The 21959-nt window shown below is 63.3% G+C and carries 20 protein-coding genes and 1 riboswitch; of the genes, 12 read left to right on the forward strand and 8 right to left on the reverse strand.

Annotated elements, in window-relative coordinates; genetic code table 11:
• Complete coding sequence (locus EPN80_RS18650; protein WP_293030829.1) at positions 1-1251, reverse strand: Hsp70 family protein; 1251 nt, start codon at positions 1249-1251, stop codon at positions 1-3.
• A 313-nt stretch (positions 1252-1564) separates the two neighbouring features.
• On the opposite strand from EPN80_RS18650, the gene EPN80_RS18655 reads away from it, so the two are divergent.
• The 3 genes from EPN80_RS18655 to EPN80_RS18665 all read left to right on the forward strand — a co-directional run bounded on the left by EPN80_RS18655 (position 1565) and on the right by EPN80_RS18665 (position 3313).
• Complete coding sequence (locus EPN80_RS18655; RefSeq protein WP_293030831.1) at positions 1565-2176, forward strand: cytochrome b/b6 domain-containing protein; 612 nt, start codon at positions 1565-1567, stop codon at positions 2174-2176.
• Positions 2177-2203: 27 nt separating this feature from the next.
• Entirely contained in the window at positions 2204-2986 is a 783-nt protein-coding gene (locus tag EPN80_RS18660) for a molybdopterin-dependent oxidoreductase (RefSeq protein WP_293030834.1), read from the forward strand.
• Positions 2987-3070: 84 nt separating this feature from the next.
• Entirely contained in the window at positions 3071-3313 is a 243-nt protein-coding gene (locus EPN80_RS18665; protein WP_293030837.1) for a hypothetical protein, read from the forward strand.
• 58 nt (positions 3314-3371) lie between these two features.
• Here EPN80_RS18665 and EPN80_RS18670 read toward each other — a convergent pair whose 3' ends face one another.
• Entirely contained in the window at positions 3372-3929 is a 558-nt protein-coding gene (locus tag EPN80_RS18670; protein ID WP_293030840.1) for a YggT family protein, read from the reverse strand.
• Positions 3930-4152: 223 nt separating this feature from the next.
• Here EPN80_RS18670 and EPN80_RS18675 point away from each other — a divergent pair, with 223 nt between their 5' ends.
• The 4 genes from EPN80_RS18675 (at position 4153) to EPN80_RS18690 (ending at position 8776) form a co-directional block, all read left to right on the forward strand.
• The gene (locus tag EPN80_RS18675) at positions 4153-5472 is read left to right on the forward strand and encodes a solute carrier family 23 protein (RefSeq protein ID WP_293030843.1); all 1320 of its coding nucleotides are present in this window, start codon (positions 4153-4155) and stop codon (positions 5470-5472) included.
• A gap of 224 nt (positions 5473-5696) precedes the next feature.
• Positions 5697-7211, forward strand: coding sequence for a DEAD/DEAH box helicase (locus EPN80_RS18680; protein WP_293030846.1), 1515 nt, complete (start codon positions 5697-5699; stop codon positions 7209-7211).
• Between the two features lie 238 nt (positions 7212-7449).
• A complete protein-coding gene (locus tag EPN80_RS18685) occupies positions 7450-8010 on the forward strand; it encodes a carbonate dehydratase (protein ID WP_293030849.1) in 561 nt (186 codons plus the stop codon).
• A 13-nt stretch (positions 8011-8023) separates the two neighbouring features.
• Positions 8024-8776, forward strand: a complete 753-nt coding sequence (locus EPN80_RS18690; RefSeq protein WP_293030852.1) for a peptidylprolyl isomerase — start codon at positions 8024-8026, stop codon at positions 8774-8776.
• A gap of 26 nt (positions 8777-8802) precedes the next feature.
• Here the strand turns inward: EPN80_RS18690 and EPN80_RS18695 are convergent, their stop codons facing one another.
• Both EPN80_RS18695 and crcB read right to left on the reverse strand, forming a co-directional pair.
• A complete protein-coding gene (locus EPN80_RS18695) occupies positions 8803-9129 on the reverse strand; it encodes a DUF190 domain-containing protein (protein ID WP_293030855.1) in 327 nt (108 codons plus the stop codon).
• Positions 9130-9142: 13 nt separating this feature from the next.
• Entirely contained in the window at positions 9143-9538 is a 396-nt protein-coding gene (gene crcB / locus EPN80_RS18700) for a fluoride efflux transporter CrcB (RefSeq protein WP_293030858.1), read from the reverse strand.
• Between the two features lie 89 nt (positions 9539-9627).
• A riboswitch (Fluoride riboswitch) is annotated at positions 9628-9702 on the reverse strand.
• Between the two features lie 104 nt (positions 9703-9806).
• Here crcB and mobB point away from each other — a divergent pair.
• Positions 9807-10325 (forward strand): molybdopterin-guanine dinucleotide biosynthesis protein B, encoded by a 519-nt coding sequence (gene mobB / locus EPN80_RS18705; RefSeq protein WP_293030861.1) that lies wholly within the window; start codon positions 9807-9809, stop codon positions 10323-10325.
• Positions 10326-10377: 52 nt separating this feature from the next.
• On the opposite strand, the gene EPN80_RS18710 is transcribed toward mobB, so the two are convergent.
• Positions 10378-11067: an orotate phosphoribosyltransferase gene (locus EPN80_RS18710; protein WP_293030864.1), complete on the reverse strand. Its 690-nt coding sequence runs from the start codon at positions 11065-11067 to the stop codon at positions 10378-10380.
• A 240-nt stretch (positions 11068-11307) separates the two neighbouring features.
• Between EPN80_RS18710 and EPN80_RS18715 the strand changes: the two genes are divergently transcribed.
• On the forward strand, positions 11308-12549 hold the full coding sequence (locus tag EPN80_RS18715) for an MFS transporter (RefSeq protein WP_293030866.1): 1242 nt from the start codon (positions 11308-11310) through the stop codon (positions 12547-12549).
• A gap of 158 nt (positions 12550-12707) precedes the next feature.
• Positions 12708-14984 (forward strand): NADP-dependent malic enzyme, encoded by a 2277-nt coding sequence (locus tag EPN80_RS18720; protein WP_293030869.1) that lies wholly within the window; start codon positions 12708-12710, stop codon positions 14982-14984.
• Positions 14985-15064: 80 nt separating this feature from the next.
• Here EPN80_RS18720 and EPN80_RS18725 read toward each other — a convergent pair whose 3' ends face one another.
• Positions 15065-18616 carry an indolepyruvate ferredoxin oxidoreductase family protein gene (locus tag EPN80_RS18725; RefSeq protein WP_293030872.1) on the reverse strand — a complete coding sequence of 1184 codons (3552 nt, stop codon included), beginning with the start codon at positions 18614-18616 and terminating at the stop codon, positions 15065-15067.
• Between the two features lie 369 nt (positions 18617-18985).
• On the opposite strand from EPN80_RS18725, the gene EPN80_RS18730 reads away from it, so the two are divergent.
• On the forward strand, positions 18986-19174 hold the full coding sequence (locus EPN80_RS18730; RefSeq protein ID WP_293030875.1) for a hypothetical protein: 189 nt from the start codon (positions 18986-18988) through the stop codon (positions 19172-19174).
• A gap of 79 nt (positions 19175-19253) precedes the next feature.
• Here EPN80_RS18730 and hppD read toward each other — a convergent pair whose 3' ends face one another.
• On the reverse strand, positions 19254-20363 hold the full coding sequence (hppD, locus tag EPN80_RS18735) for a 4-hydroxyphenylpyruvate dioxygenase (RefSeq protein ID WP_293030878.1): 1110 nt from the start codon (positions 20361-20363) through the stop codon (positions 19254-19256).
• Between the two features lie 153 nt (positions 20364-20516).
• Between hppD and EPN80_RS18740 the strand changes: the two genes are divergently transcribed.
• Entirely contained in the window at positions 20517-21005 is a 489-nt protein-coding gene (locus EPN80_RS18740; RefSeq protein WP_293030881.1) for an Lrp/AsnC family transcriptional regulator, read from the forward strand.
• Positions 21006-21077: 72 nt separating this feature from the next.
• Here the strand turns inward: EPN80_RS18740 and EPN80_RS18745 are convergent, their stop codons facing one another.
• Positions 21078-21740: a GNAT family N-acetyltransferase gene (locus EPN80_RS18745; protein WP_293030884.1), complete on the reverse strand. Its 663-nt coding sequence runs from the start codon at positions 21738-21740 to the stop codon at positions 21078-21080.
• Between the last annotated feature and the right edge of the window lie 219 nt (positions 21741-21959).

The following is a 21959-nucleotide window of genomic DNA, read 5'->3' on the forward strand; positions in this document are numbered from 1 at the left end:
TCAGGAAAAAATCCGGCGCGCGTGAATGCCCAGGCCGGTAGCCACGCTGGCCAGCCGATCGCCTGCCACCGGCAAGGCGTTCGGAAAGGCAGCGGCCAGCGCGTTCGACAGAAAGCGCAATCCGGTCGAGCCGCCGGTGAAGTAGAGCGCGTCGATCGCCTGCGGAGCGACGCCGGCGGCGCGCGCGGTGTGTGTAGCAGCGGCCACGATGCGCTGCGTTTCCTCGCGTGTCGACTCGATCAATCCATGCTCGTCGAACGCGAGCGACAGATCCTCCTCCAGTAATTCCAGATCGATGCGCGTAGCGCTTCCGGCAGCCACGGCGATCTTGGCGTCTTCCGCGCAGCCGGCCAGCGCATGCCCCAGGCGCTGCGTGACGGTGCGCATCAGGCGGTCGTGATGGATCGGATCGGCGTAGAGATGGCGCATCAGGCGAATCTCGGCTGAGCGCTTGGGCCCGTAGATCGTGTTGATCAGATGCCAGGTCGCGAGGTCGAAATACACGCCGTTGGGAATCTCGCGTGCATCGGTGCCGATCGTCTTGTAGCCCATCTCGCGCAGGATGGTCGCCATTTCCACGCGCCGGTCGAAATCCGTGCCGGCCACGTGTACGCCGTAATGCGCCAACACGTCGGACTTGCGCTCGAGCTGGCGCATGCGTTGCGGCCCGACCCGCACCAGCGAGAAGTCGGAAGTGCCGCCGCCGATGTCGGCGACCAGCACGAGTTGTTCGGTCTCAAGCCGCGACTCGTAGTCGAACGCCGCGGCAATCGGTTCGAACTGAAATTCGATGTCCTTGAAGCCGACCTGGCGCGCCGCTTCGGTCAGCGAGCGCTGCGCCGCGGCGTCGCTGGCCGGATCGTCGTCGACGAAGAAAACCGGGCGGCCGAGCACCACGCGTTCGATCGGATGCCGCGCGTGTTGCTCGGCGGTGTGCTTGAGCTGGCGCAGGAACGTGGCGATCACGTCGAGATAGCGCATCGAGCGGCCGCCGCCGATGTCGGTGGCGCTCTCCAGCAGCGGCGAGCCCAGGATGCTTTTGAGCGAGCGCATCAGGCGACCGTCGTAGCCGTCGATGTAGGCCGCTATCGCGGCGCGCCCGAACGCCTGCGAGTTTTCGTCGGCGTTGAAGAACACCGCCGTCGGCATGGTCGGTTGAGTGCCTTCGAGCGTGGCCAGGCGGATGCCGGCGTGCTCGGGCAGCGCAACGGCGGAATTGGAGGTGCCGAAATCGATCGCGCAGAAACTCATGATGGCGATGGGTGAGAAGCAGACAAGCCGTCGAGTCTAGCACGGCCTGACTGGTGGCCGGGCCGCCGCTCCTGCTCCGGCATGCGGGTTAACCCGTGTTTATGACCCGATCTGGCCGCGGAGCCGGGGCTATCGAAAATATTTGAAATTCGTCTGTAAGGAAATGCGTGGCCGGTCCGACTACGGCTTCAACAAAGCAGCTCGGGCTGCGATCTTGAGCAGTCGAGCGCACCCTCTCGGACCGCGCGGGCCACGTTGGCCACTCAGGATACCTATCGTTGAACGATTCGATGGCCGATTGTCAGGAGCACGAATGATGACAAAGCAAATTCCGCAGAAAACACCGGCGATCCACCCGGTCTGGCTGCGAACCATGCACTGGCTCAATGCCGTTGCCGTGATTGTGATGGTGCTCAGCGGTTGGCGGATATACGACGCCTCGCCAATTTTCGGCTTTTCGTTTCCCCCGGGCATCACGCTGGGCGGCTGGCTGGCCGGCGCGCTGCTGTGGCACTTCGCGGCGATGTGGCTGCTGGCCATCAATGGCGTGCTGTATCTGGCATTCAACCTGATCACAGGGCGTTTCGCCCGCAAATTTTTCCCATTACGACCTGCCGAGATCCTGCGCGATCTGGGTGCCGCACTGCGCGGGCGCCTGGCGCATGCCGATTTGCGGCATTACAACGCGGTGCAGAAGCTGGCCTATTTGTTCGTGATGGTCGACATCGCGGTGCTGGTGCTCTCGGGGCTGGTGATTTTCAAGTCGGTGCAATTCCCATTGTTGCGCGAGTTGATGGGCGGCTACGACACGGCGCGCGTGGTGCATTTTGTCGCGATGTCTTTGCTGGTCGGGTTTTTCGTCGTGCACGTGGCGATGGTGGCGCTGGTGCCGCGCACCCTGCTGGCGATGCTGCGCGGGCGCTGACCGATAACCATGAACGAGGAGAATGTGATGCCGCGACCCATAGCGTCGAATGAAATCGATCGCCGTACCGCGCAGGATATCGTCGAGGCCGCCCGCCAGGAGTTGGGTTCGCCGGCCCGCCGCCTGTTCGGCAGGCGCCTGCTGACCCTGGGCGGCCTGTCGATGCTGACCGGCTGCACGGTCAACGGCGAGGGCGACGCCGAAAAATTGCTGATGCAGGTCTCGCGCCTGAACGATCGCGCGCAGGCCTGGCTGTTCGATCCCACCCGGCTGGCACCGACGTATCCGGCGAGCATGATCACCCGGCCGTTCCCGTTCAACGCCTATTACGGCATCGATCAGGTACCTCGCGTGGCCGGCAGCACATACAAGCTGGAACTCGGCGGCCGGGTGGCCGACAAGCGTCCGTGGACGCTGGCCGAGCTCAACGCGCTGCCGCAGACCAGCCAGATCACACGCCACATTTGCGTGGAAGGGTGGAGTGCCATTGGCCAGTGGGGCGGCGTGCCGTTCGGGCTGTTTCTCAAGCGCATTGGCGCGGACCTGAGCGCCAGGTACGTCGCCTTCAAATGTGCCGACGATTACTACACAAGTATCGATATGCCCACCGCGCTGCATCCGCAAACGCTGCTGGCGCTGCGCTACGGCGACCGGACGTTGCCGGCGAAGTATGGCTATCCGATGAAGCTGCGCATGCCGACCAAGCTGGGCTACAAGAATCCGAAGCACATCATGGCGATCATCGTGACCAATACGTATCCGGGCGGTTACTGGGAAGACCAGGGATACAACTGGTTCGGCGGCTCCTGAGGTGGTTGCGCGGTACCGATTTCGTCTGGCTTGCCAGATGTTTTATCCGGCATGGTGCCGGTTCATTTTAGATAGGGGCGTTTCATGAAAAAGTTGATGATGGCAGTACTGGCCGCTTGTATCGGCATGGCGTCGGCAGGTGCGTTTGCACAGGACACGATGAAAAAGGACGCGATGGGCCATGAGTCGATGGCCGAGAAGGCAATGAACAAATCTCATGCGAAGCAATCGCATGCGATGAAGAAGGACAGCATGGCCATGAAGAACGACAGCATGGCCATGAAGAACGACAGCATGGGCATGAAGAAGGACAACAAGATGCAGTAAGCGTGACGGCAAGAGCCTCGCGGGCGCGGCCGGCGGTTTGCCGGCCGCGCCCCTTTTTTTACATGCCGAACAGTAGAAAGCCGCCGCGCGCGAGCAACATGAGCAGCACCTGAATGATCAGGAACAAGGCCAGCGGCGACAGATCGGCTCCGCCGATGGGCGGCAGCACGCGCCGGATCGGACGCAGGAACGGCGCGGTGAGGTAGTCGAGCACGGGCATCGCGGGCGAGTGCGGGTTGACCCACGACATGACCGCCATGAGCAGCGTCAGCCACATCAGCAGGTTGAGCGCCCATTTGACGAGCGTGAGCAGGGCAATCAGCAAGCCCAGCGGGAACAGCAGGGCGGGTTGTCCGCCCACTGCGGCGACCATCAGCACGAGGAAAACCAATGCCGTCAGATACGCCGCCACCAGGCTGGCCCAGTCGATGCCGCGATATCCGGGCAGGATGCGGCGCAGCGGCAACACCAGCCAGTCGGTGACCTGGAATACCCCGCGCGAAATCGGATTGCCGGGTGGCATGCGGATGACCTGCATCCAGGCACGCAGCAGCAAAACGGCACCAAACAACGTAAAAATGGTGTCGATCAGAAAACGTGCAATTTCACCAAACATCTGGGCTCCTAGCAGGGCAGCCGGCATCCTGCCGGCCGTCGACGATATGCAAAAGCGGATTGTCGCACGCTTTGCCGTGCTTACCCAGGGCGCGCTGCCTTGCCATTCGCGCGGGGCCTCCGTACACTCGCGCCTAGCCTGAGCGCCCGGCTCGGGCCGAAGACTCGTTCCGCTCGCACACGCGACCAATCAATAAGAGGTTGAACCTCAAAGGAGAATATCGATGGCGGATTCCTATTTTCCCAAATGGCGACTGTCATCCGGTGTCGCGGGCAAGCAGGTGGTGGCTCCCGACGAGCGTCTGCCGGGGTTGCAGACGGTGGCGATGGGCGTGCAGCACGTGGTGGCGATGTTCGGCTCGACGGTGTTGGCGCCGCTGCTGATGGGCTTTGATCCGAATCTGGCGATTTTCATGTCCGGCGTCGGCACCTTGCTGTTTTTCGTGCTGGTGGGCGGGCGCGTGCCGAGCTATCTCGGCTCGAGCTTTTCGTTCATCGGGCTGGTGATCGCCGTGACCGGCTATGCCGGGCATGGCCTGAACGCGAACATCGGGGTGGCGCTGGGCGGCATCATCGCGTGCGGCGCGGTGTATGCGGTGATCGGACTGGTGGTGATGGCGATCGGTACGCGCTGGATCGAAACGCTGATGCCGCCGGTGGTGACGGGTGCCGTGGTCGCGGTGATCGGCCTGAACCTGGCGCCGGTTGCCGTCAAGGGCGTCAGCGGCCAGGGCTTCGACAGCTGGATGGCGCTGATGACGATCCTGTGCGTGGGCGGTGTCGCGGTGTTTGCGCGCGGCATGATGCAGCGCCTGCTGATTTTGCTGGGATTGATCCTGGCCTACCTGATTTATGCACTACTGACCAACGGCGCCGGGCTTGGCACGCCGATCGACTTCGCGCCGGTGGCGCAGGCAGCATGGTTCGGCCTGCCGAAGTTCACCGCGCCGGTGTTTCACGCCAACGCGATGGTGTTGCTGGCGCCGGTGGCGATCATTCTGGTGGCGGAAAATCTCGGTCATATCAAGGCCGTCAGCGCCATGACCGGACAGAATCTCGATCCCTACATTGGCCGTGCCTTTCTGGGCGACGCGCTGGCGACCATCGTCTCGGGCAGCGTCGGCGGTACCGGCGTGACGACCTACGCGGAGAACATCGGTGTGATGGCGGTCACCAAGATCTATTCGACGCTGGTATTCGTGGTGGCGGCATGCATCGCATTGGTGCTGGGCTTCTCGCCGAAATTCGGCGCGCTGATCCATACCATCCCGGGGCCGGTGCTGGGCGGCGTTTCGATCGTCGTGTTCGGCTTGATCACGGTGGCCGGCGCGCGTATCTGGGTGCAGAATCGGGTCGATTTCTCCGACAACCGCAATCTGATCGTGACCGCTGTCACACTGGTGCTGGGAGCGGGCGACTTCACGCTGCGCTTTGGCGGTTTTGCACTCGGCGGCATCGGCACCGCCACCTTCGGCGGGATTCTTTTGTACGCGCTGCTGCGCGGCCGCGCGCAGCGCGAGACCGAGACGATGGTGCAGCGGTAAGAGGCGACGCGCCGCCGGCCCCGGCGCGTCAGATCGCTGTGATGTTGCGCCGCACATGGTAGACTACGCGCGCTTGAATCCCGATAGACGGTGCCCGCGTTAGCGCGGTGGCCAAAGGATTCAAACGCGTCGCCCGCTGATCAATGTCGATCCGCTGAATGCGGCGCCCCATGCATCTTCGATTTCTCTAAAGTGCGCCGGCCGTGGCCGGGCGCCTCATCATTATGTCCTTCAAAACACTCGGATTGTCCGAGGCCATCCTGCGTGCCGTGACCGAATTGGGTTACACCACGCCGACTCCCATTCAGGCGCAAGCGATACCGGCGGTGCTGGCCGGCGGCGACCTGCTCGCCGGCGCGCAAACCGGTACCGGCAAGACCGCCGGCTTTACCTTGCCGATTCTGCAACGCCTGTCGCAAACGCCCGTGGCGCGCCCGCACACGCCCGGCAAGCCGGCACCGGTGCGCGCGCTGATCCTGGCGCCGACGCGCGAATTGGCCGCGCAGGTCCAGGAGAGCGTGGCCCAGTACGGCAAATACCTGAAATTGAGTTCCGCCACCGTATTCGGGGGCGTGAGCATCGTGCCGCAGGTCAAGCAACTGGCGCGCGGCGTCGACATCCTGGTCGCGACCCCCGGGCGGCTGCTCGATCACATGCAGCAAAAGACGGTTGATCTGTCGCGCGTGGAGATCCTGGTGCTCGACGAGGCCGATCGCATGCTCGACATGGGTTTTATCCGCGACATTCGCCGCGTGCTCGCGGCGTTGCCTGCCAAGCGGCAGAATCTGCTGTTTTCGGCGACCTTCTCCGACGAGATCAAGGCGCTGGCCGACGGCTTGCTCGATCGCCCGGCGCTGATCGAAGTCGCGCGTCGCAACACCACCGCCGAACTGATCGCACAGAAAATCCATCCGGTCGACCGTGAGCGCAAGCGCGAGTTGCTCGAGCATCTGATCACCTCGCAGAACTGGCATCAGGTGCTGGTGTTCACGCGCACCAAGCACGGCGCCAATCGCCTGGCCGAGCAATTGAACAAGAGCGGCATCACCGCGCTGGCGATCCACGGCAACAAGAGCCAGGGCGCGCGCACCCGGGCGCTTGCCGAATTCAAGCAAGGCACGCTGCAGGTGCTGGTGGCCACCGACATCGCAGCGCGCGGCATCGACATCGACCAGTTGCCGCACGTGGTGAACTTCGAGCTGCCGGAGGTTGCCGAGGACTACGTGCACCGGATCGGCCGCACCGGCCGCGCCGGCGCCAGCGGCGAAGCTGTTTCGCTGGTGTGTGTGGACGAGCGCGATTTGCTGGCGAGTATCGAAAAGCTGATCAAGCGCAGCCTGCCGCGCGAAGTGGTGGCGGGTTTCGAGCCCGACCCCCATGCGGTCGCGCAGCCGATTCGAAAGAATTCGCGGCAGGGCGCGCCTGGACGCAGCGGCGGGCAGCGCGCGCCGGCTACGCCGGCAGCCACGCAAGTCCTGCGTATCAAGAACGCGCCGAAGAAAAAAGCCGGCCAGTCTGCCGGCCAGCCGGGCAAGTCGCGCGCGCCGGGCAAACCGGCGTCGGGGCAAAGGAGCGTGCCGGCATCGGCCGAGCAAGGTCGTGCCGGCGCACCCAAGCCCGGCGGCGGGCGTTCCCGGGCGCAGACAGCGCAGGCCGCGCCGTCCCAGGGGCGGCGGCCGCAACGTGCCTCCTCGCAGGCGGCGCTGCTCACGCCAAAAGCAAAGTCCAGGCACGGGTAGCAGCGGAATTATCTCGATTTGCCAGACAAACCGGGCACCCCGCCCGGCTGTGGGCGTGCGGCAACAGTTGGCGCATGCCGCGCCACCGCAAATTTGATTAAACGGCGTTCATCGCCTAAAACTTCCTTATACCTGCATGACAAATCGCCCTGCGCAATGCGGCATTGCGCAGGCGCTCCGGATATGGGAGTTACGGTGAATTACCGGTGTGGTTGGCGACGGTAAGGAGCCATCGAAAATGCTGAGAAAGAATCCGCGCGGGGATTTCCCCGTGGTGCACGAAACGTCGTTTGTCGACCCGACGGCGATTTTGTGCGGCAAGGTCGTGGTCGGAGAAAATGTTTTCATCGGCCCCTACGTGGTGATTCGGGCCGACGAGGTCGACGAGCACGGCGACATGGCCCCGATCGTGATCGGCGCCAATTCGAATCTCCAGGACGGCGTGGTGATTCATTCCAAGGATGGCGCGCCCGTGACGATTGGGCAGAACACGTCGATCGCGCACCGCTCGATCGTTCATGGCCCGTGCGCCATCGGCGAGAACGTCTTCATCGGTTTCAACTCGGTGCTGTTCAATTGCGTGGTGCACGACTATGCGGTGGTGCGCCACAACTGCGTGGTCGACGGACAAGACATCCCTTCCAATTTCTATGTGCCATCGACCACCCACGTCAGTCCCGACACGGACTTGACGACGATCCCGAAGGTCACGCGCGATGCGAGGCAATTCTCCGAATCCGTGATTCATACGAATGTCGGATTCGCGCGCGCCTATCGTCGGATCCAGAACGAATTTTGAGCCAGGAGTCGTTATGTCTTTGAGCGTCAACGGTATTGCGATCGATCCGAGGGCGCTGGCCGAGGAAATCGACCAGCACCGCGACCGGGCCGATCCCGAGTCGGCCGCGCGACAGGCGCTGGTCGCGCGTGAGTTGCTGCGCCAGCGGGCGATCGAGCTTCGTTTGCTCGGTGAAGATGGCGTGTTCGACGATTCGGTCATCGACGCGCTGGTGGCAGCCGATGTGCATGTGGTGCCGCCGAGCCTGGACGATTGCCGGGCTTACTACGCCAACCACGCCGCGCAGTTCCGTCAGGGCGACAAGGTCACGCTCAGCCAGATTCTTTTTGCTGCGGCGCCGACCACACCGCTGAGCATCGTGCGGCGCCGCGCCGAGGATACCTTGCAGGCAGTGCTTGCGGACCCGTCGCGCTTCGACGCCCTGGCACGCCAGTGCCTGGCGTGCGGGCATGCCCAGCATGAGTGCAGTCTGGGCGAACTGGTGCGCGGCCAGAGTGCGCCCGAGTTCGAGCTGGTGGTGTTCAATGGCGATCGGCTGGGCGTGTTGCCGCGGCTGGTCAACACACGCTACGGCTTCCACGTGGTGCGCATCGAGCGCCGCGTCGTCGGCGAAGTGCCGGGCTTCGATGCCGCGCGCGAACGTGTCGAGCAATTGCTGTGGCAACACAACCGGGCTCGGGCGCTGCGGCATTATGTGGCGCTGCTGGCCGGCACGGCCGAGATCAGCGGCATGACCACGTCGCCCGGCGGCGGCTGGCTGCAGTAAGCGTTGGCCGGGTGGTCTTACCCCGCTCAGGGCGTGGCGGTCGAACCCAGCATACCGTATTCGATCGGGACCTTGACGTAAAAGACCTCGACTTTTTCGGCGCGCAGGCTGGCGAACAAGCGTTCCATTTCATCGGGGCTGACGGCCAGCGTAACCTCGACAGGTTGTTCGGCCAGTTCGAAAAATCGTGCGCAATGCAGCCGGCCGCCGCGACCGTATCCTTCGGCGGCGTGCACGACGGTGGCGCCGCCGATGCCGAGCCGCTTGGCCTCGCCGACGATCCAGTCGGCCAGCGGCTGATGCCTGTGGCGTTTGTTCTCTTGAAAGAACAGCGTGATTTGAAAGCCTTCCATGGGATTCTCCCGATCAGGTGTTGCGCAGCAGGAACGATGCGCCGGCGACGGTGGCCATGCCTAGGAACGTCATGATGAGCGCGCCGCTCACGTGGATGAAAATTTCCGCCATGGCCCAGCCCAGCCGGCCTTCCTGCAGCAGGGTCGCGACTTCGGCGGAAAACGTGGAGAACGTCGTCAGGCCGCCAAGAAAGCCGGTAATGACCAGCAGGCGCCAGGCGGGTGGCAAACCCGGGTACTGGCCGAAGAAGGCGGTGGCGATGCCGATCAGGTAGCCGCCGAGCAGGTTGGCTGCCAGGGTGCCGAGCGGGATGGTTGGGAACAGCGCATTGAACTGTATTCCCAATAGCCAGCGCAGCACCGCGCCGAGCGAGGCGCCGAGGCTGATGGCGGCGATCGAGAGAAACATGCGGGCGATCCTTTCACATGAAGAAAATGCAATAAGGTACCCGATATTGGCGGTGCGCCAGGCGTGACGACCCACGCGCCCGCGTCACGGGTTGCGTAGGCATCATCAGCCCCGGCACGGACGCCGGTGGCGGTTAAAGGAGGCATGCCATCTCCTGCCGCGAGTGTAGCAGAGCGGCCGCGCCTTGTGCCGCGGGTTTGCGTGCGGGCGCGGCTCAGGCAGAATAGCGGCGAGGCGGTGCGCCGCCACGAAAAGAAAAAGGGACCACATGAAAGTTTTTGGCATCGCGGGTACCTCGGGTAGCGGCAAAACCACCTTGACCGAGGCATTGATCCGGCGCTTTACCGAGGACGGCGTGCGCGTGGCCGCAGTCAAGCATACCCATCACGGTTTCGACCTCGATACGCCGGGCAAGGATTCGTACCGGATGCGCGAGGCGGGCAGCACCGACGTCGTGCTGGTGAGCGAGAGCCGGCTGGTGCTGATGCGCGAATATCGCGCGGCGCCCGAGCCGGAACTGCCGGACGTGCTGGCGCTGCTCTCGCCGTGCGACCTGGTGCTGGTCGAGGGCTACAAGCGCAGCGCGGTGCCGAAACTCGAGGTGTATCGGCCCTCGCGCGGCAAGCCGCCGCTGTGGCCGGAGTTTCCCGACGTGGTGGCAGTGGCCAGCGACGAGCCATTGACTACGCCGCTGCCGCAGCTCGATCTGAATGACGTGGATGCGATCTATGCGTTCATCCGCGATTATTTGACGCGGTCACCGGAAATCACCGTGCCGCAGCGATAAAAAAAGCGACCTCGCAGGCCGCTTTTTTCCGACGTCGCGAAAACGCTCGCGCTCAATCCTTCGGGAAAGACGAGGCGCCGCCATGCTCGCCCGACCACTTGGCCGGCTCGTGCAGGAATTTCTCGACTTCGGCCAGCGTCTTGGCATCGAAGTGATTGTTGGCCTTGGCAACGCGCAGCACGTCCCACCAGGTCGCCAGCGAGTGCAACGAGACGTCGATCTCCTGCAGAACCTCGCGGCTTTCCTTGAAGATGTCGTAATGGAAAATCACGAACACGTGATTGACCTTGGCGCCGGCCTCGCGCAGGGCCTTGCAGAAATTGATCTTGCTGCGCCCGTCGGTGGTCAGGTCTTCGACCAGCAGCACGCGTGAGCCTTCCGGCAAATCACCTTCGATCTGCGCATTGCGGCCGAACCCCTTCGGTTTTTTGCGCACGTATTGCATCGGCAGCATCAGCTTGTCGGCAAGCCAGGCGGCAAACGGAATGCCGGCGGTTTCGCCGCCGGCCACGGTGTCGATCTGCTCGCAGCCGATTTCCTGGATGATGACCGACTCGGCCAGATCCATCAGGGTGCGGCGCACGCGCGGATATGAGATCAGCTTGCGGCAGTCGGTATAGACCGGGCTGGCCCAGCCGGAGGTGAAGATGTACGGTTTCTCGGCATTGAAATGCACTGCTCCCACTTCGAGCAAAAGCTTCGCGGTGAGGTCGGAAATCGTTTGACGGTCGATGCCTATCATGGACAGATCCTATGCGTGACGGTGGGCGCCGGGGGGCGGAGGGCGCGCCGGATGCTTTGCCGCGCGCCGCGCCGGGCGGGCCTGGCAGATGGACGGCAGGCGGCCGCCTTGGGCGGGCGGCGCGAGTTTCCTAACCCGGCATTATGCCACAGCGAGGGCTCGCCAGGGGCACCCGCGGGTTGCGTGGCGGCGCTGGCCGGGACTACACTCTGGCCACTTCGAGGCTCCCTATCCCATGTCATGGAAAATCAATCGGCCCTGCCGGCGGCACCGGCCGCAGAGACTGCCGGTCACCGCTACGCCAGTCGCGCGCTCTGGGCGGCCGCCGTGGGCTATGCGCTGGACGGATTCGATTTGCTGGTGCTCGGCTTCATGTTGCCGGTGATTGCCGCAGCCTTGCGTCTGAGCGCCGCCCAGTCCGGCGCGTTGGTGAGCTGGACGCTGGTCGGGGCCGTCGCCGGCGGCATTGGTTTCGGCATGTTGAGCGACCGGTTTGGCCGGGTGCGCGTGCTGAGCTGGACGATTCTTTTGTTTGCCGTGTTCACCGGACTGTGCGCGCTGGCACGCGGCTACTGGGATCTGCTGCTCTATCGCACCGTGGCGGGGGTGGGCCTGGGTGGAGAGTTCGGTATCGGCATGGCGCTTGCGGCCGAGGCCTGTGCCCCGGCGCAACGGGCGCGCGCCTCGTCGTTCGTGGCGCTGGGCTGGCAGGCGGGGGTACTGGCCGCGGCGCTGCTGACGCCGCTGCTGCTGCCGGTCATCGGCTGGCGCGGCATGTTCGCCGTTGGCCTGGTGCCGGCCGTCGTGTCGTTCCTGATGCGCCGCGCACTCGGCGAGCCCCGGTTGTTTCTGGAGCAGCGCGCGCGTGAGCCGCGCCCGGCCGGCTCGCTGCGCCTGCTGGTGAAGGACGGGCCGACGACGCGGGCGAGCGTGGGCGTGGCGATTCTGTGTTCGGTGCAGAATTTTGGTTATTACGGTTTGATGATTTGGATGCCGAGCTATCTGGCCAGGACGTTCGGCTATTCGCTTACCAGGTCGGCACTCTGGACCGCCGTGACGGTGGTGGGCATGGCCTTCGGTATTTGGCTGTTCGGGCGGCTGGCCGATCGCATTGGCCGGCGCCCGACCTTCATTGGCTACCAGGTCGGCGCGCTGGTGATGGTGTTTGTTTATGCGCGGTTGCAATCGCCCGGTGCGCTCATGATCGGCGGGGCGATCATGGGGCTGTTCGTCAACGGCATGATCGGCGGTTACGGGGCCCTGATTTCGGAACTGTATCCGACCGAGGCGCGTGCCACCGCGCAAAATGTGCTGTTCAATATCGGTCGGGCGGTCGGTGGATTCGGCCCGCTGGTGGTCGGCGCGGTAGCCCTGGCGTGGTCTTTCAAGGCGGCGCTGGGGCTGCTTGCCTCGCTTTATGCGCTCGACGTGCTGGCTACGCTGTGGCTGATTCCGGAGCGCAAGGGAGCGGTGCTCGACTGAGCGAGGCCGGCGGGAGCGCCCGCCCGAAAGCGACCCGAGGTGTACACTCACGATCCTGCACGTCGCTGGAGGCGGCAGACTCAGGTGCGCACCGCAACGGCGCAGGCACCATGCGCATGGCAGATTGGCCAGTGAATTTGTTGAATCAGGTTACGAACATGGACGAACAACTCAAGCAAAGCGCGCTTTCCTATCACGAGAATCCGCGTCCGGGAAAAATCTCGGTTACCCCGACCAAACCCCTGTCGAATCAACTCGATCTGGCGCTGGCGTATTCGCCGGGGGTGGCTTTTGCGTGCGAGGCGATTGCAGCCGATCCGCTCAACGCCAATCGCTACACCTCGCGCAGCAACCTGGTGGGTGTGGTCACCAACGGCACGGCGGTGCTGGGCCTGGGCAATATCGGCCCGCTCGCGGCCAAGCCGGTGATGGAGGGCAAGGGGTGCCTGTTCAAGAAGTTCGCCGGGATCGACGTATTCGACATCGAACTGGCCGAGCACGACCCGGACAAGCTGGTCGAGGCGATCGCCATGCTCGAGCCGACCCTGGGCGGCATCAATCTCGAGGACATCAAGGCGCCGGAATGTTTCTACATCGAGCAGAAACTGCGCGAGCGCATGAAGATTCCGGTGTTTCACGACGACCAGCACGGCACGGCGATTATCGCGTCGGCCGCGATTCTCAACGGCCTGAAGGTGGTCGGCAAGGACATCGGGCAAGTCAGGCTGGTGTGCTCGGGCGCGGGCGCCGCGGCGATCGCGTGCCTGGATCTGCTGGTGCACCTGGGCTTGAAAAAGGAAAACATCCTGGTGCTGGATTCGAAGGGCGTGATCCACACCGGGCGCGACAAGCTGGACCCGAGCAAGGCGCGCTATGCCGCGCAGACCGAGGCGCGCACGCTGGCCGATGCGAGCCAGGGCGCGGATGTGTTCCTGGGCTGCTCGACCGCGGGCGTGCTCAGCGCCGAGATGGTCAAGAGCATGGCCGACAAGCCGCTGATTCTCGCGCTCGCCAACCCGGAGCCGGAAATCCGCCCGGAAGTGGCCAAGGCGGCGCGGCCCGATTGCGTGATCGCCACCGGGCGCTCGGACTATCCGAATCAGGTCAATAACGTTCTGTGCTTCCCGTTCATCTTCCGCGGCGCGCTCGATGTGGGCGCGACCACGATCACCGAAGAAATGAAGCTGGCGACGGTCAAGGCGATCGCCGAGCTGGCGCAGGAGGCCGAGCAGAGCGAGGAAGTGGCGCGCGCCTATGAAGGCCAGACGCTGGAGTTCGGTCCCGAATACATCATTCCGAAGCCGTTCGATCCGCGCCTGATCATCAAGATCGCGCCAGCCGTGGCGCAGGCCGCGATGGACTCGGGGGTGGCCACGCGCCCGATTCAGAACATGGACGCCTACCGCGAAAGCCTGGGCGCCACGGTGTACCGCTCCGGCATGGTGATGCGTCCGGTGTTCGCGGCGGCCAAGGCTCGCCCGGCACGCATCGTTTTCGCCGAAGGCGAGGATGAGCGGGTGCTGCGCGCGGCGCAGTTCGTGCTTACCGAAGGCATTGCCAAACCGATCATCATCGGGCGCCCGTCGGTGGTCGAGATGCGATTGCAAAAAATCGGTGCGCGCATCAAGCCCGGCGTCGATTTCGAGATCGTCGATCCGGAAAACGACGCGCGTTATCAGCAGTGCTGGCAGGAATATCACAACCTCGGCGCGCGCCACGGTGTCACGCCGGACATCGCCAAGGCGGCGATGCGCAAGGACAATACGCTGATCGGTGCGATCCTGGTGCGTCTGGGCGATGCCGACGGTATGATCTGCGGCATGATCGACACCTATCATCGCCATCTTGGAGTGATCGACCAGGTGCTCGGCAAGGCGGCCGACGCGCAGCACTATGCGGCGATGAATCTGCTGATGCTCTCGGGCCGCAACCTTTTCATCAGCGATACCTACGTCAACGAATTGCCGAGCGCCGAGCAACTGGCCGACATGACGGTGCTCGCCGCGCGCGAGATCGAGCGCTTCGGGATCGTTCCCAAGGTCGCGCTGCTGTCGCATTCGAATTTCGGCAGCGTTGCTTCGGCCTCGGCGCAGCGCATGGCCAAGGCGCGCGAGCTGCTGGCCGAGCGGGCGCCGGCGCTGGAAGTCGACGGCGAAATGCACGGCGATGCGGCGTTGTCCGAGACGGTGCGGCGGGCGGCGTTCCCGGGCTCGCGCCTGAGCGGTGAAGCGAATCTGCTGGTGATGCCGAATGTGGAGGCTGCCAACATCACCTATAACCTGCTCAAGATGACCAGCGGCGAGGGCGTGACGGTCGGGCCGTTCCTGTTGGGTTGCGCCAGGCCGGTGCACATCCTGACGCCGGCGGCTACGGTGCGGCGCATCGTCAACATGACGGCGGTGGCGGCAGCCAACGTGGCGGTCAACGCGAAGTAAGTACCCCGCCGCGCTCGGGCGCGGCAAACAAAAAAACGCATGAGGCCACAACCTCATGCGTTTTTTATGGAGTGGCGCGCTCAGGCGACCTGTTGCTGCGCCGGATTGCGGTATTGGGCCAAGAGCCTGGCCCATTTGGCGCGTACCTGCGCCAGATTGCGCGCCTTGACGTGGCCGAAGCCGCGAATCTCTTCCGGCAGGCTGGCGAGCTGCACCGCGAGCGGCAGGTTGTGGTCGCTGAGCCGGCCCAGCAATTCGTCCACCAGCGCTTCATATTCGCCGATCAGCGCGCGTTCGGTGCGACGTTCCTCGGTTTTGCCGAACAGATCGAAGGGGCCGCCGCGCAGGCCCTTGAGCTTGGCCAACAGCCTGAAGGCCGACATCATCCACGGGCCATACTGCTTTTTGAGCAGATTGCCATGCGCATCGCGCTTGGCAAAAAGCGGCGGCGCGAGGTGGAATTTGAGCTGGTAGTTGCCCTCGAACTGGGCCTGTATTTTGGCCATGAAGGCCGGATCGGTGTACAGGCGTGCGACTTCGTACTCGTCCTTGTACGCCATCAGCTTGTACAGGCCGCGCGCCACCGCTTCGGTCAGCGGCGTTTGAGTCGGGTTGGCGCTGGCCGCCTGCTCGGCCGCACGAACTTTCTCGACCAGCGAGCGGTAACGCTGTGCATAGGCGGCGTTTTGATAGGCGACCAGCGATTCGCAGCGCTGCGCGATGAGCGTATCGAGCGCCTTGGGCGTATGCAGGGCGATCACGTTGGCGCCGCTCGGCGCCGCATCCTGCTGCGCCAGGCGCTGCACGCTGGCCAGATCGTGGGCAGCGCGACGGCCCCACTCAAAGGCTTGGCGATTTTTTTCGATGGCGACGCCATTGAGTTCGATGGCGCGCACGAGCGCCGCGTGCGACAGCGGTATCCAACCTTTTTGCCAGGCGTAGCCGAGCACGAACGGATTGGTGTAGATCGCGTCGCCCAGCAAGCGCAGCGCCAGTTGATGCGCGTCGACGAAATCGCAGGCGTCGCCAGCGGCATTGCGAATGTCCTGCTCGGTGCTGCTTCCCGGGAATTGCCAGTTGGGGTTCTTGATCAGTTCGGCGGTTGGCGTGGGAGCGCTGTTGACCACCACGCGCGTGAGGCCGTGCTGCATGCGCGACAGGGTGTCGTCGGAGGCGGTGACGATCGCATCGCAGCCGATCACGACTTGCGCCTCGCCCATGGCGATACGCGTGGCGTGGATGTCGTCGGGGTGATTGGCGATTTGCACGTGACTCATCACGGCGCCGCCCTTTTGCGCCAGCCCGGTGACGTCGAGCGTGGTGACGCCTTTGCCTTCCAGATGGGCGGCCATGCCCAGCAGGTTACCGATGGTGACGATGCCGGTGCCGCCCACGCCCGTCACGAGAATGCCGTATGGCCGCTGGATGGACGGCAGTGCCGGTTCAGGCAGTGCCGGCAGGGTGTCCAGCGAAGCCTGTGCGGCCTTGGGCTTGCGCGGTTGCGCGCCCTCGACAGTCACGAAGCTGGGGCAGAATCCCTTGACGCATGAGAAGTCTTTATTGCAGGACGATTGATTGATTTGCCGCTTGGTGCCGAATTCGGTGTCGAGCGGCTCGACCGACAGGCAGTTCGATTGCACCGAGCAGTCGCCGCAGCCTTCGCACACGGCGTCGTTGATGAACGCGCGCCGGGCCGGGTCGGGATAGGTGCCGCGCTTGCGGCGCCGCCGCTTCTCGGTGGCGCACGTCTGGTCGTAGATCAGAATGGTGGTGCCGGGCACCTCGCGCAACTGGCGCTGGACCGCATCCAGTTCGTCACGATGATGGACCGGTGTGCCGGCAGCCAGCGCGATGCCCTGATATTTTTCAGGCTCGTCGGTGACCACGATGATTTTCGCGGCGCCTTCCGCGGCCAACTGCTGAGTGATCTGCGGCACCGTCAGTACGCCGTCGACCGGCTGGCCGCCGGTCATCGCGACCGCATCGTTGTACAGGATCTTGTAGGTGATGTTGACCTTGGACGAGATCGCCGCGCGGATCGCCAGCAGGCCGGAGTGAAAATACGTGCCGTCACCGAGGTTGGCGAAGATGTGGCGGTCTTGCGAGAACGGTGCCTGGCCGATCCAGGACGCGCCTTCGCCGCCCATCTGGGTAAAGGTTTCGGTGCGGCGATCCATCCAGACGGTCATGTAGTGGCAGCCGATGCCGGCTACCGCGCGCGAACCCTCGGGCACGTTGGTCGACGTATTGTGCGGGCAGCCCGAGCAGAACCAGGGCTTGCGCTCGACCGCCACGCGCGGCTTGGCGAGCGCCTTTTCCTTGGCCTCGATCAGTGCGATACGGGCGGCGATGCGCGCGCGCACGTCGGAAGGGAGTTCGAATTTTTCGAGGCGGGTCGCGATTGCCTTGGCGATGACTGCCGGCGACAGTTCATAGTGCGCCGGCAGCAGCCATTTGCCCATCGGGACCGACCATTCGCCGCCGGCGCCGTCCTTTTCGTCGAATTTGCCGAATACGCGCGGACGCACGTCGTCGCGCCAGTTGTATAGCTCTTCCTTGATGGCGTATTCGAGGATCTGGCGTTTTTCTTCGACCACCAGGATTTCCTGCAGGCCGGTGGCGAAGGCGCGCGCGCCCTGCGCCTCGAGCGGCCACACGCAGCCGACCTTGTAGAGCCGGATGCCGATGCGGCTGCAGGTTTGTTCGTCGAGACCGAGATCCGACAAGGCCTGGCAGACGTCGAGATAGGCTTTGCCGGCGGTCATGATGCCAAAGCGCGCGTGGGGCGAATCGATCGTCACGCGGTCGAGCTTGTTGGCGCGGACGTAGGCCAGGCCCGCATACCATTTGTAGTCGAGCAGCCGCGCCTCCTGTACCAGCGGCGGGTCGGGCCAGCGCAGGTTTAGGCCGTCCGGCGGCATGACGAAATCTTCGGGCAGCGCGATGCGCACATGGTGCGGATCGATCATGACCGAGGCCGACGATTCGACCACATCAGTGACGCATTTCATGGCCACCCATAGCCCGGAATAGCGGCTCATGGCCCAACCATGCAGCCCGTAGTCGAGGTATTCCTGCACGTTGGACGGGTACAGCACCGGCAGGCCACACGCCTTGAACACGTGTTCGGATTGATGCGCCAGGGTGGACGACTTGGCGGCGTGGTCGTCGCCGGCGAGCACCAGCACGCCGCCGTGTTTGGACGAGCCCGCCGAGTTGCCGTGCTTGAAGACGTCGCCGCTGCGATCGACGCCGGGGCCCTTGCCGTACCACATGGCGAATACGCCATCATATTTGGCCGGATAGAGGTTGGTTTGCTGGGAGCCCCACACGGCAGTGGCGGCCAGGTCCTCATTCACGCCGGGCTGGAAGACGATGTTGCGCCCCGCCAGATGCTGCTTGGCTTTCCACAGGGAGAGATCGAGCCCGCCCAGGGGCGAGCCGCGGTAGCCGGAGATGAACCCCGCCGTGTTGAGCCCGGCCGCCGCATCGCGCTGCTGCTGCAGCATCGGCAGGCGCACCAGGGCCTGGATGCCGCTCATGTAGGCGCGGCCTTGCTCCAGCGTGTACTTATCGTCGAGCGTGACGGAATCGAGCGCGGCCAACAGGCTGGCGTTCACGGGGGCGTTCATGGATGTGTGCTCCTCACAATTTTGGGATCGCCAAAACGACCTCACGCCGACTCTCGTGAAGTCTGGCCATGAGGGTGTCGTTGCTGGACCTTCGAGCCGGCTGCATGGCTCGACCGCAAGCGGGGATCCTATTCTTGCCGACTATGGTAGCACTCGCACTGCTCGCCCACCGCGCCGTCGCTGAGGTGATCGAGTCGGGGTGTTTTACCTGGCGCAGAGTATAGCTGAAATTGCCTTACGTTTACGTTAACGTTAACCCGGAAATCGACGGTAACAAGGTGTAAGTCCTAATGATGCGATAAGGCGCACATGGGCAGAATGGCACAACTGGCTACCGACTGATTTAACCGTGCAGCAAGGAGGACCCCCGTGAAGCATCGCCATGTCGCCAAATTCCTTTTGGTCTCGGCCTCGTTCCTAGCGTTGGAGATGAGTGTCGCCCGGGCCGACGAAATGGTGCGCAACAAGATTGCCAGCAACGTGACATCGGCACAGCGCGTTGCCAACGGCCGGCAGGCCGGTGGCACCGGAAACACCCTGCGTCGACTGCCGAACTAGTCGACTTGCGATCGTAAAAAAAAGCCACGCCGGCAATGCCCGCGTGGCTTTTTTGTCGAAGGCTGTCGTTCGGGGACGATCAGCGCGCCGGTTCGTCGCCGGTTTGCAGCACCCCGCGGCGAATCTGGTCGAGTTCGATGGATTCGAATAGCGCCTTGAAGTTACCCTCGCCGAACCCCTGGTTGCCTTTGCGCTGGATGATCTCGAAGAACACCGGGCCGATCTGGTTTTCGGTAAAGATCTGCAGCAACAGGTCGTGCGGCGCACCATCGATCAGGATCTTGCGTTGGCGCAGTTCATCCAGCGGCTCGCCGTGACCGGGAATGCGACGATCGACCAGCTCGTAGTAGGTGTCCGGCGTATCGAGTAGTTTGACCTGGGCCGTGCGCAACCGGTCGACCGTTTGATAGATGTCGGCCGATCCCAGCGCGATGTGCTGAATGCCTTCGCCACGGTAAGCGTCCAGATATTCCTGGATTTGTCCGGCCTTTTCCGATCCCTCTTCGTTGATCGGAATGCGGATCTTGCCGCACGGCGAGGTCATGGCCTTGGACTTGACCGCCGTTACCTTGCCTTCGATATCGAAATAGCGCACTTCGCGGAAATTGAAAAAGCGCTCGTAGAATTCGCTCCATTCCTTCATGCGCCCGCGGTAGACGTTGTGGGTCAGGTGATCGATATAGGTGAGTCCGAATCCGGCGGGATTTGGATTGGCGCCCGGAATCGGTTCGAAATCAACGTCGTAGATACCGATGTTGCCGATATCACCCTCCTTGGCGCCGTTTTTGCCGCGCCAGCGATCGACGAAATAAATCAGCGAATCACCGATACCCTTGATGGCCGGAATGTTGAGCTCCATCGGGCCGCTGTGGCTGTCGAAACCCCACGCGCCCAACTCGAGCGCGCGCTGGTAGGCCTTGGCGGCGTCCTTGACGCGAAAGGCGATGGCGCAGATCGACGGGCCATGCAGGCGCGCGAAGCGCTGCGCAAATGAATCCGGCTCGGCGTTGATCAGAAAGTTGATATCGCCCTGACGATAGAGCGTGACGTCCTTGTGACGGTGCCTGGCAACGGCGGTAAAGCCCATTTTTTCGAACAGCTGCCCGAGCGCTTTGGGATCGGGAGCGGTGTATTCGACGAATTCGAATCCGTCGGTCCCCATGGGATTGTCCCAAGGTTGGAAAGTCATGGCGTGTCTCCGTGCAGGGCGCTGATGGCGGTTGCGCCGTTGTTCAAAATTTGAAGTGTAGACGAATGGGCGAGGGGAGAAATTGCCAAATTCACTTCATATTCTTCATTTCTGGCAATAAGATTGCTCTGTATTTTTTAAATAGAGGTAAATATGCCAAATCTTGTGCTGGATAAAACGGATCGAAAAATTCTGGCCTTGCTCCAGGAAAACGGGCGACTGTCCAACCTGGAGGTGGCCGAGCGTGTGAATCTGTCGCCGAGCCCCTGTTTGAGACGTATTCGGCGCCTGGAGGAGGCGGGCGTCATTCGTGGCTATGTGGCGCTGGTCGATGCTGCCCAGGTTGGCTTGGGGCTACTGGCATATGTGAATGTACGGCTCGACAAGCGCGGTGGGCCGGATAGCCGGGGGAAATCCCACGCGGAGTTGTTTCGCGCGGCGGTGGCGGCCTGGCCGGAGGTTGTCGGATGCTATGCGATGACAGGCGATATGGATTACCTGCTGCGCGTGCACGTGCAGGATATGGAGCACTTTTCCCGTTTCGTGCAGGACGAATTGCTGCATCACCCGAGCGTGATCGACGTCAAGACGAGTTTCGTGCTCGCGCGTTTCAAGGAGACCACGGCGCTGCCCTTGCCATGAACCCGCCCAACAGGATGGGCCGCGCATAAAAAACCCGGCCGCAGCCGGGTGGAGGCAATTCGCCGGCCGGGTTCAGGCCACTTTCAGTTGTGGCAGCCACGCCGCCAGCAGTTGCCGGGTGTCGCGCACCTGGCGCTTGACCGCATAGTCGAAGGTTGCCGCCTGTTCCTGCAGAATTTCGTCGACCACCGTGGCGGTGTCGGCAGGCGGCAACGTCAGATAGGCGTCGGCTTCACCGTACGCGTAGTTGATGTCCATGCCGGCTTTTTTGGCGATGTGCATCATCGTCGCGTTGCGTGACAGGCAGTGCATATACAGCGTCTTGACGTGCTTGTTGCGGCAGTGCATGGCCGTGCGCTCGAACAGCCGCGAGCCGATACCCTGGCCCCGTGCCTGCGCCAGGACGGATACGCCGAATTCGGCGACACGCTCGGAACCGTTTTCCGGGAGCATGGCGACGTGCGCCACGCCGATCAATTGCAGGTTGTCGTCGAAGACGCCAAAGACCGTGTCGCGAGAGAAATCGATGCCGGAGACATAGCCTTCGACGATGGCGTCGCTGACGACCTGGCCGAAGCGCAGCAAGCGGTCGTCATCGTCGAGCGAGGCGAGGTGCTGGAACAACTGGTGCCGATCGGCGGAAGTGAGTTCCCGGATCAGGACGGCGGATTGCGCCGAATGCGCCGGCACGACGGCCGCCGGGGGGATGGCGAAAATGCGTTCGAATAGGTTCATGGCAGGCCCCTCGGGGCACCGGCTCTGGTGGCCGGAATAATATGATGCAATGCAACATATTATACAGGGGTTTATAGGTATTTACCCTTAATTTTTCTAGGAGAATTCTGAAGAAGTCTTCTATTTTCTTGGCCTGCGTGCCGCGCGGCGCGAGCGATTGCCGTATTGTGGTGCAGCAAATTTTCGGTGCATGGAACAAAAAAGCGGCCGGTGACATGC

Origin of the sequence: Pandoraea sp., from assembly GCF_004297875.1 — a bacterium.
Lineage (GTDB): Bacteria > Pseudomonadota > Gammaproteobacteria > Burkholderiales > Burkholderiaceae > Pandoraea.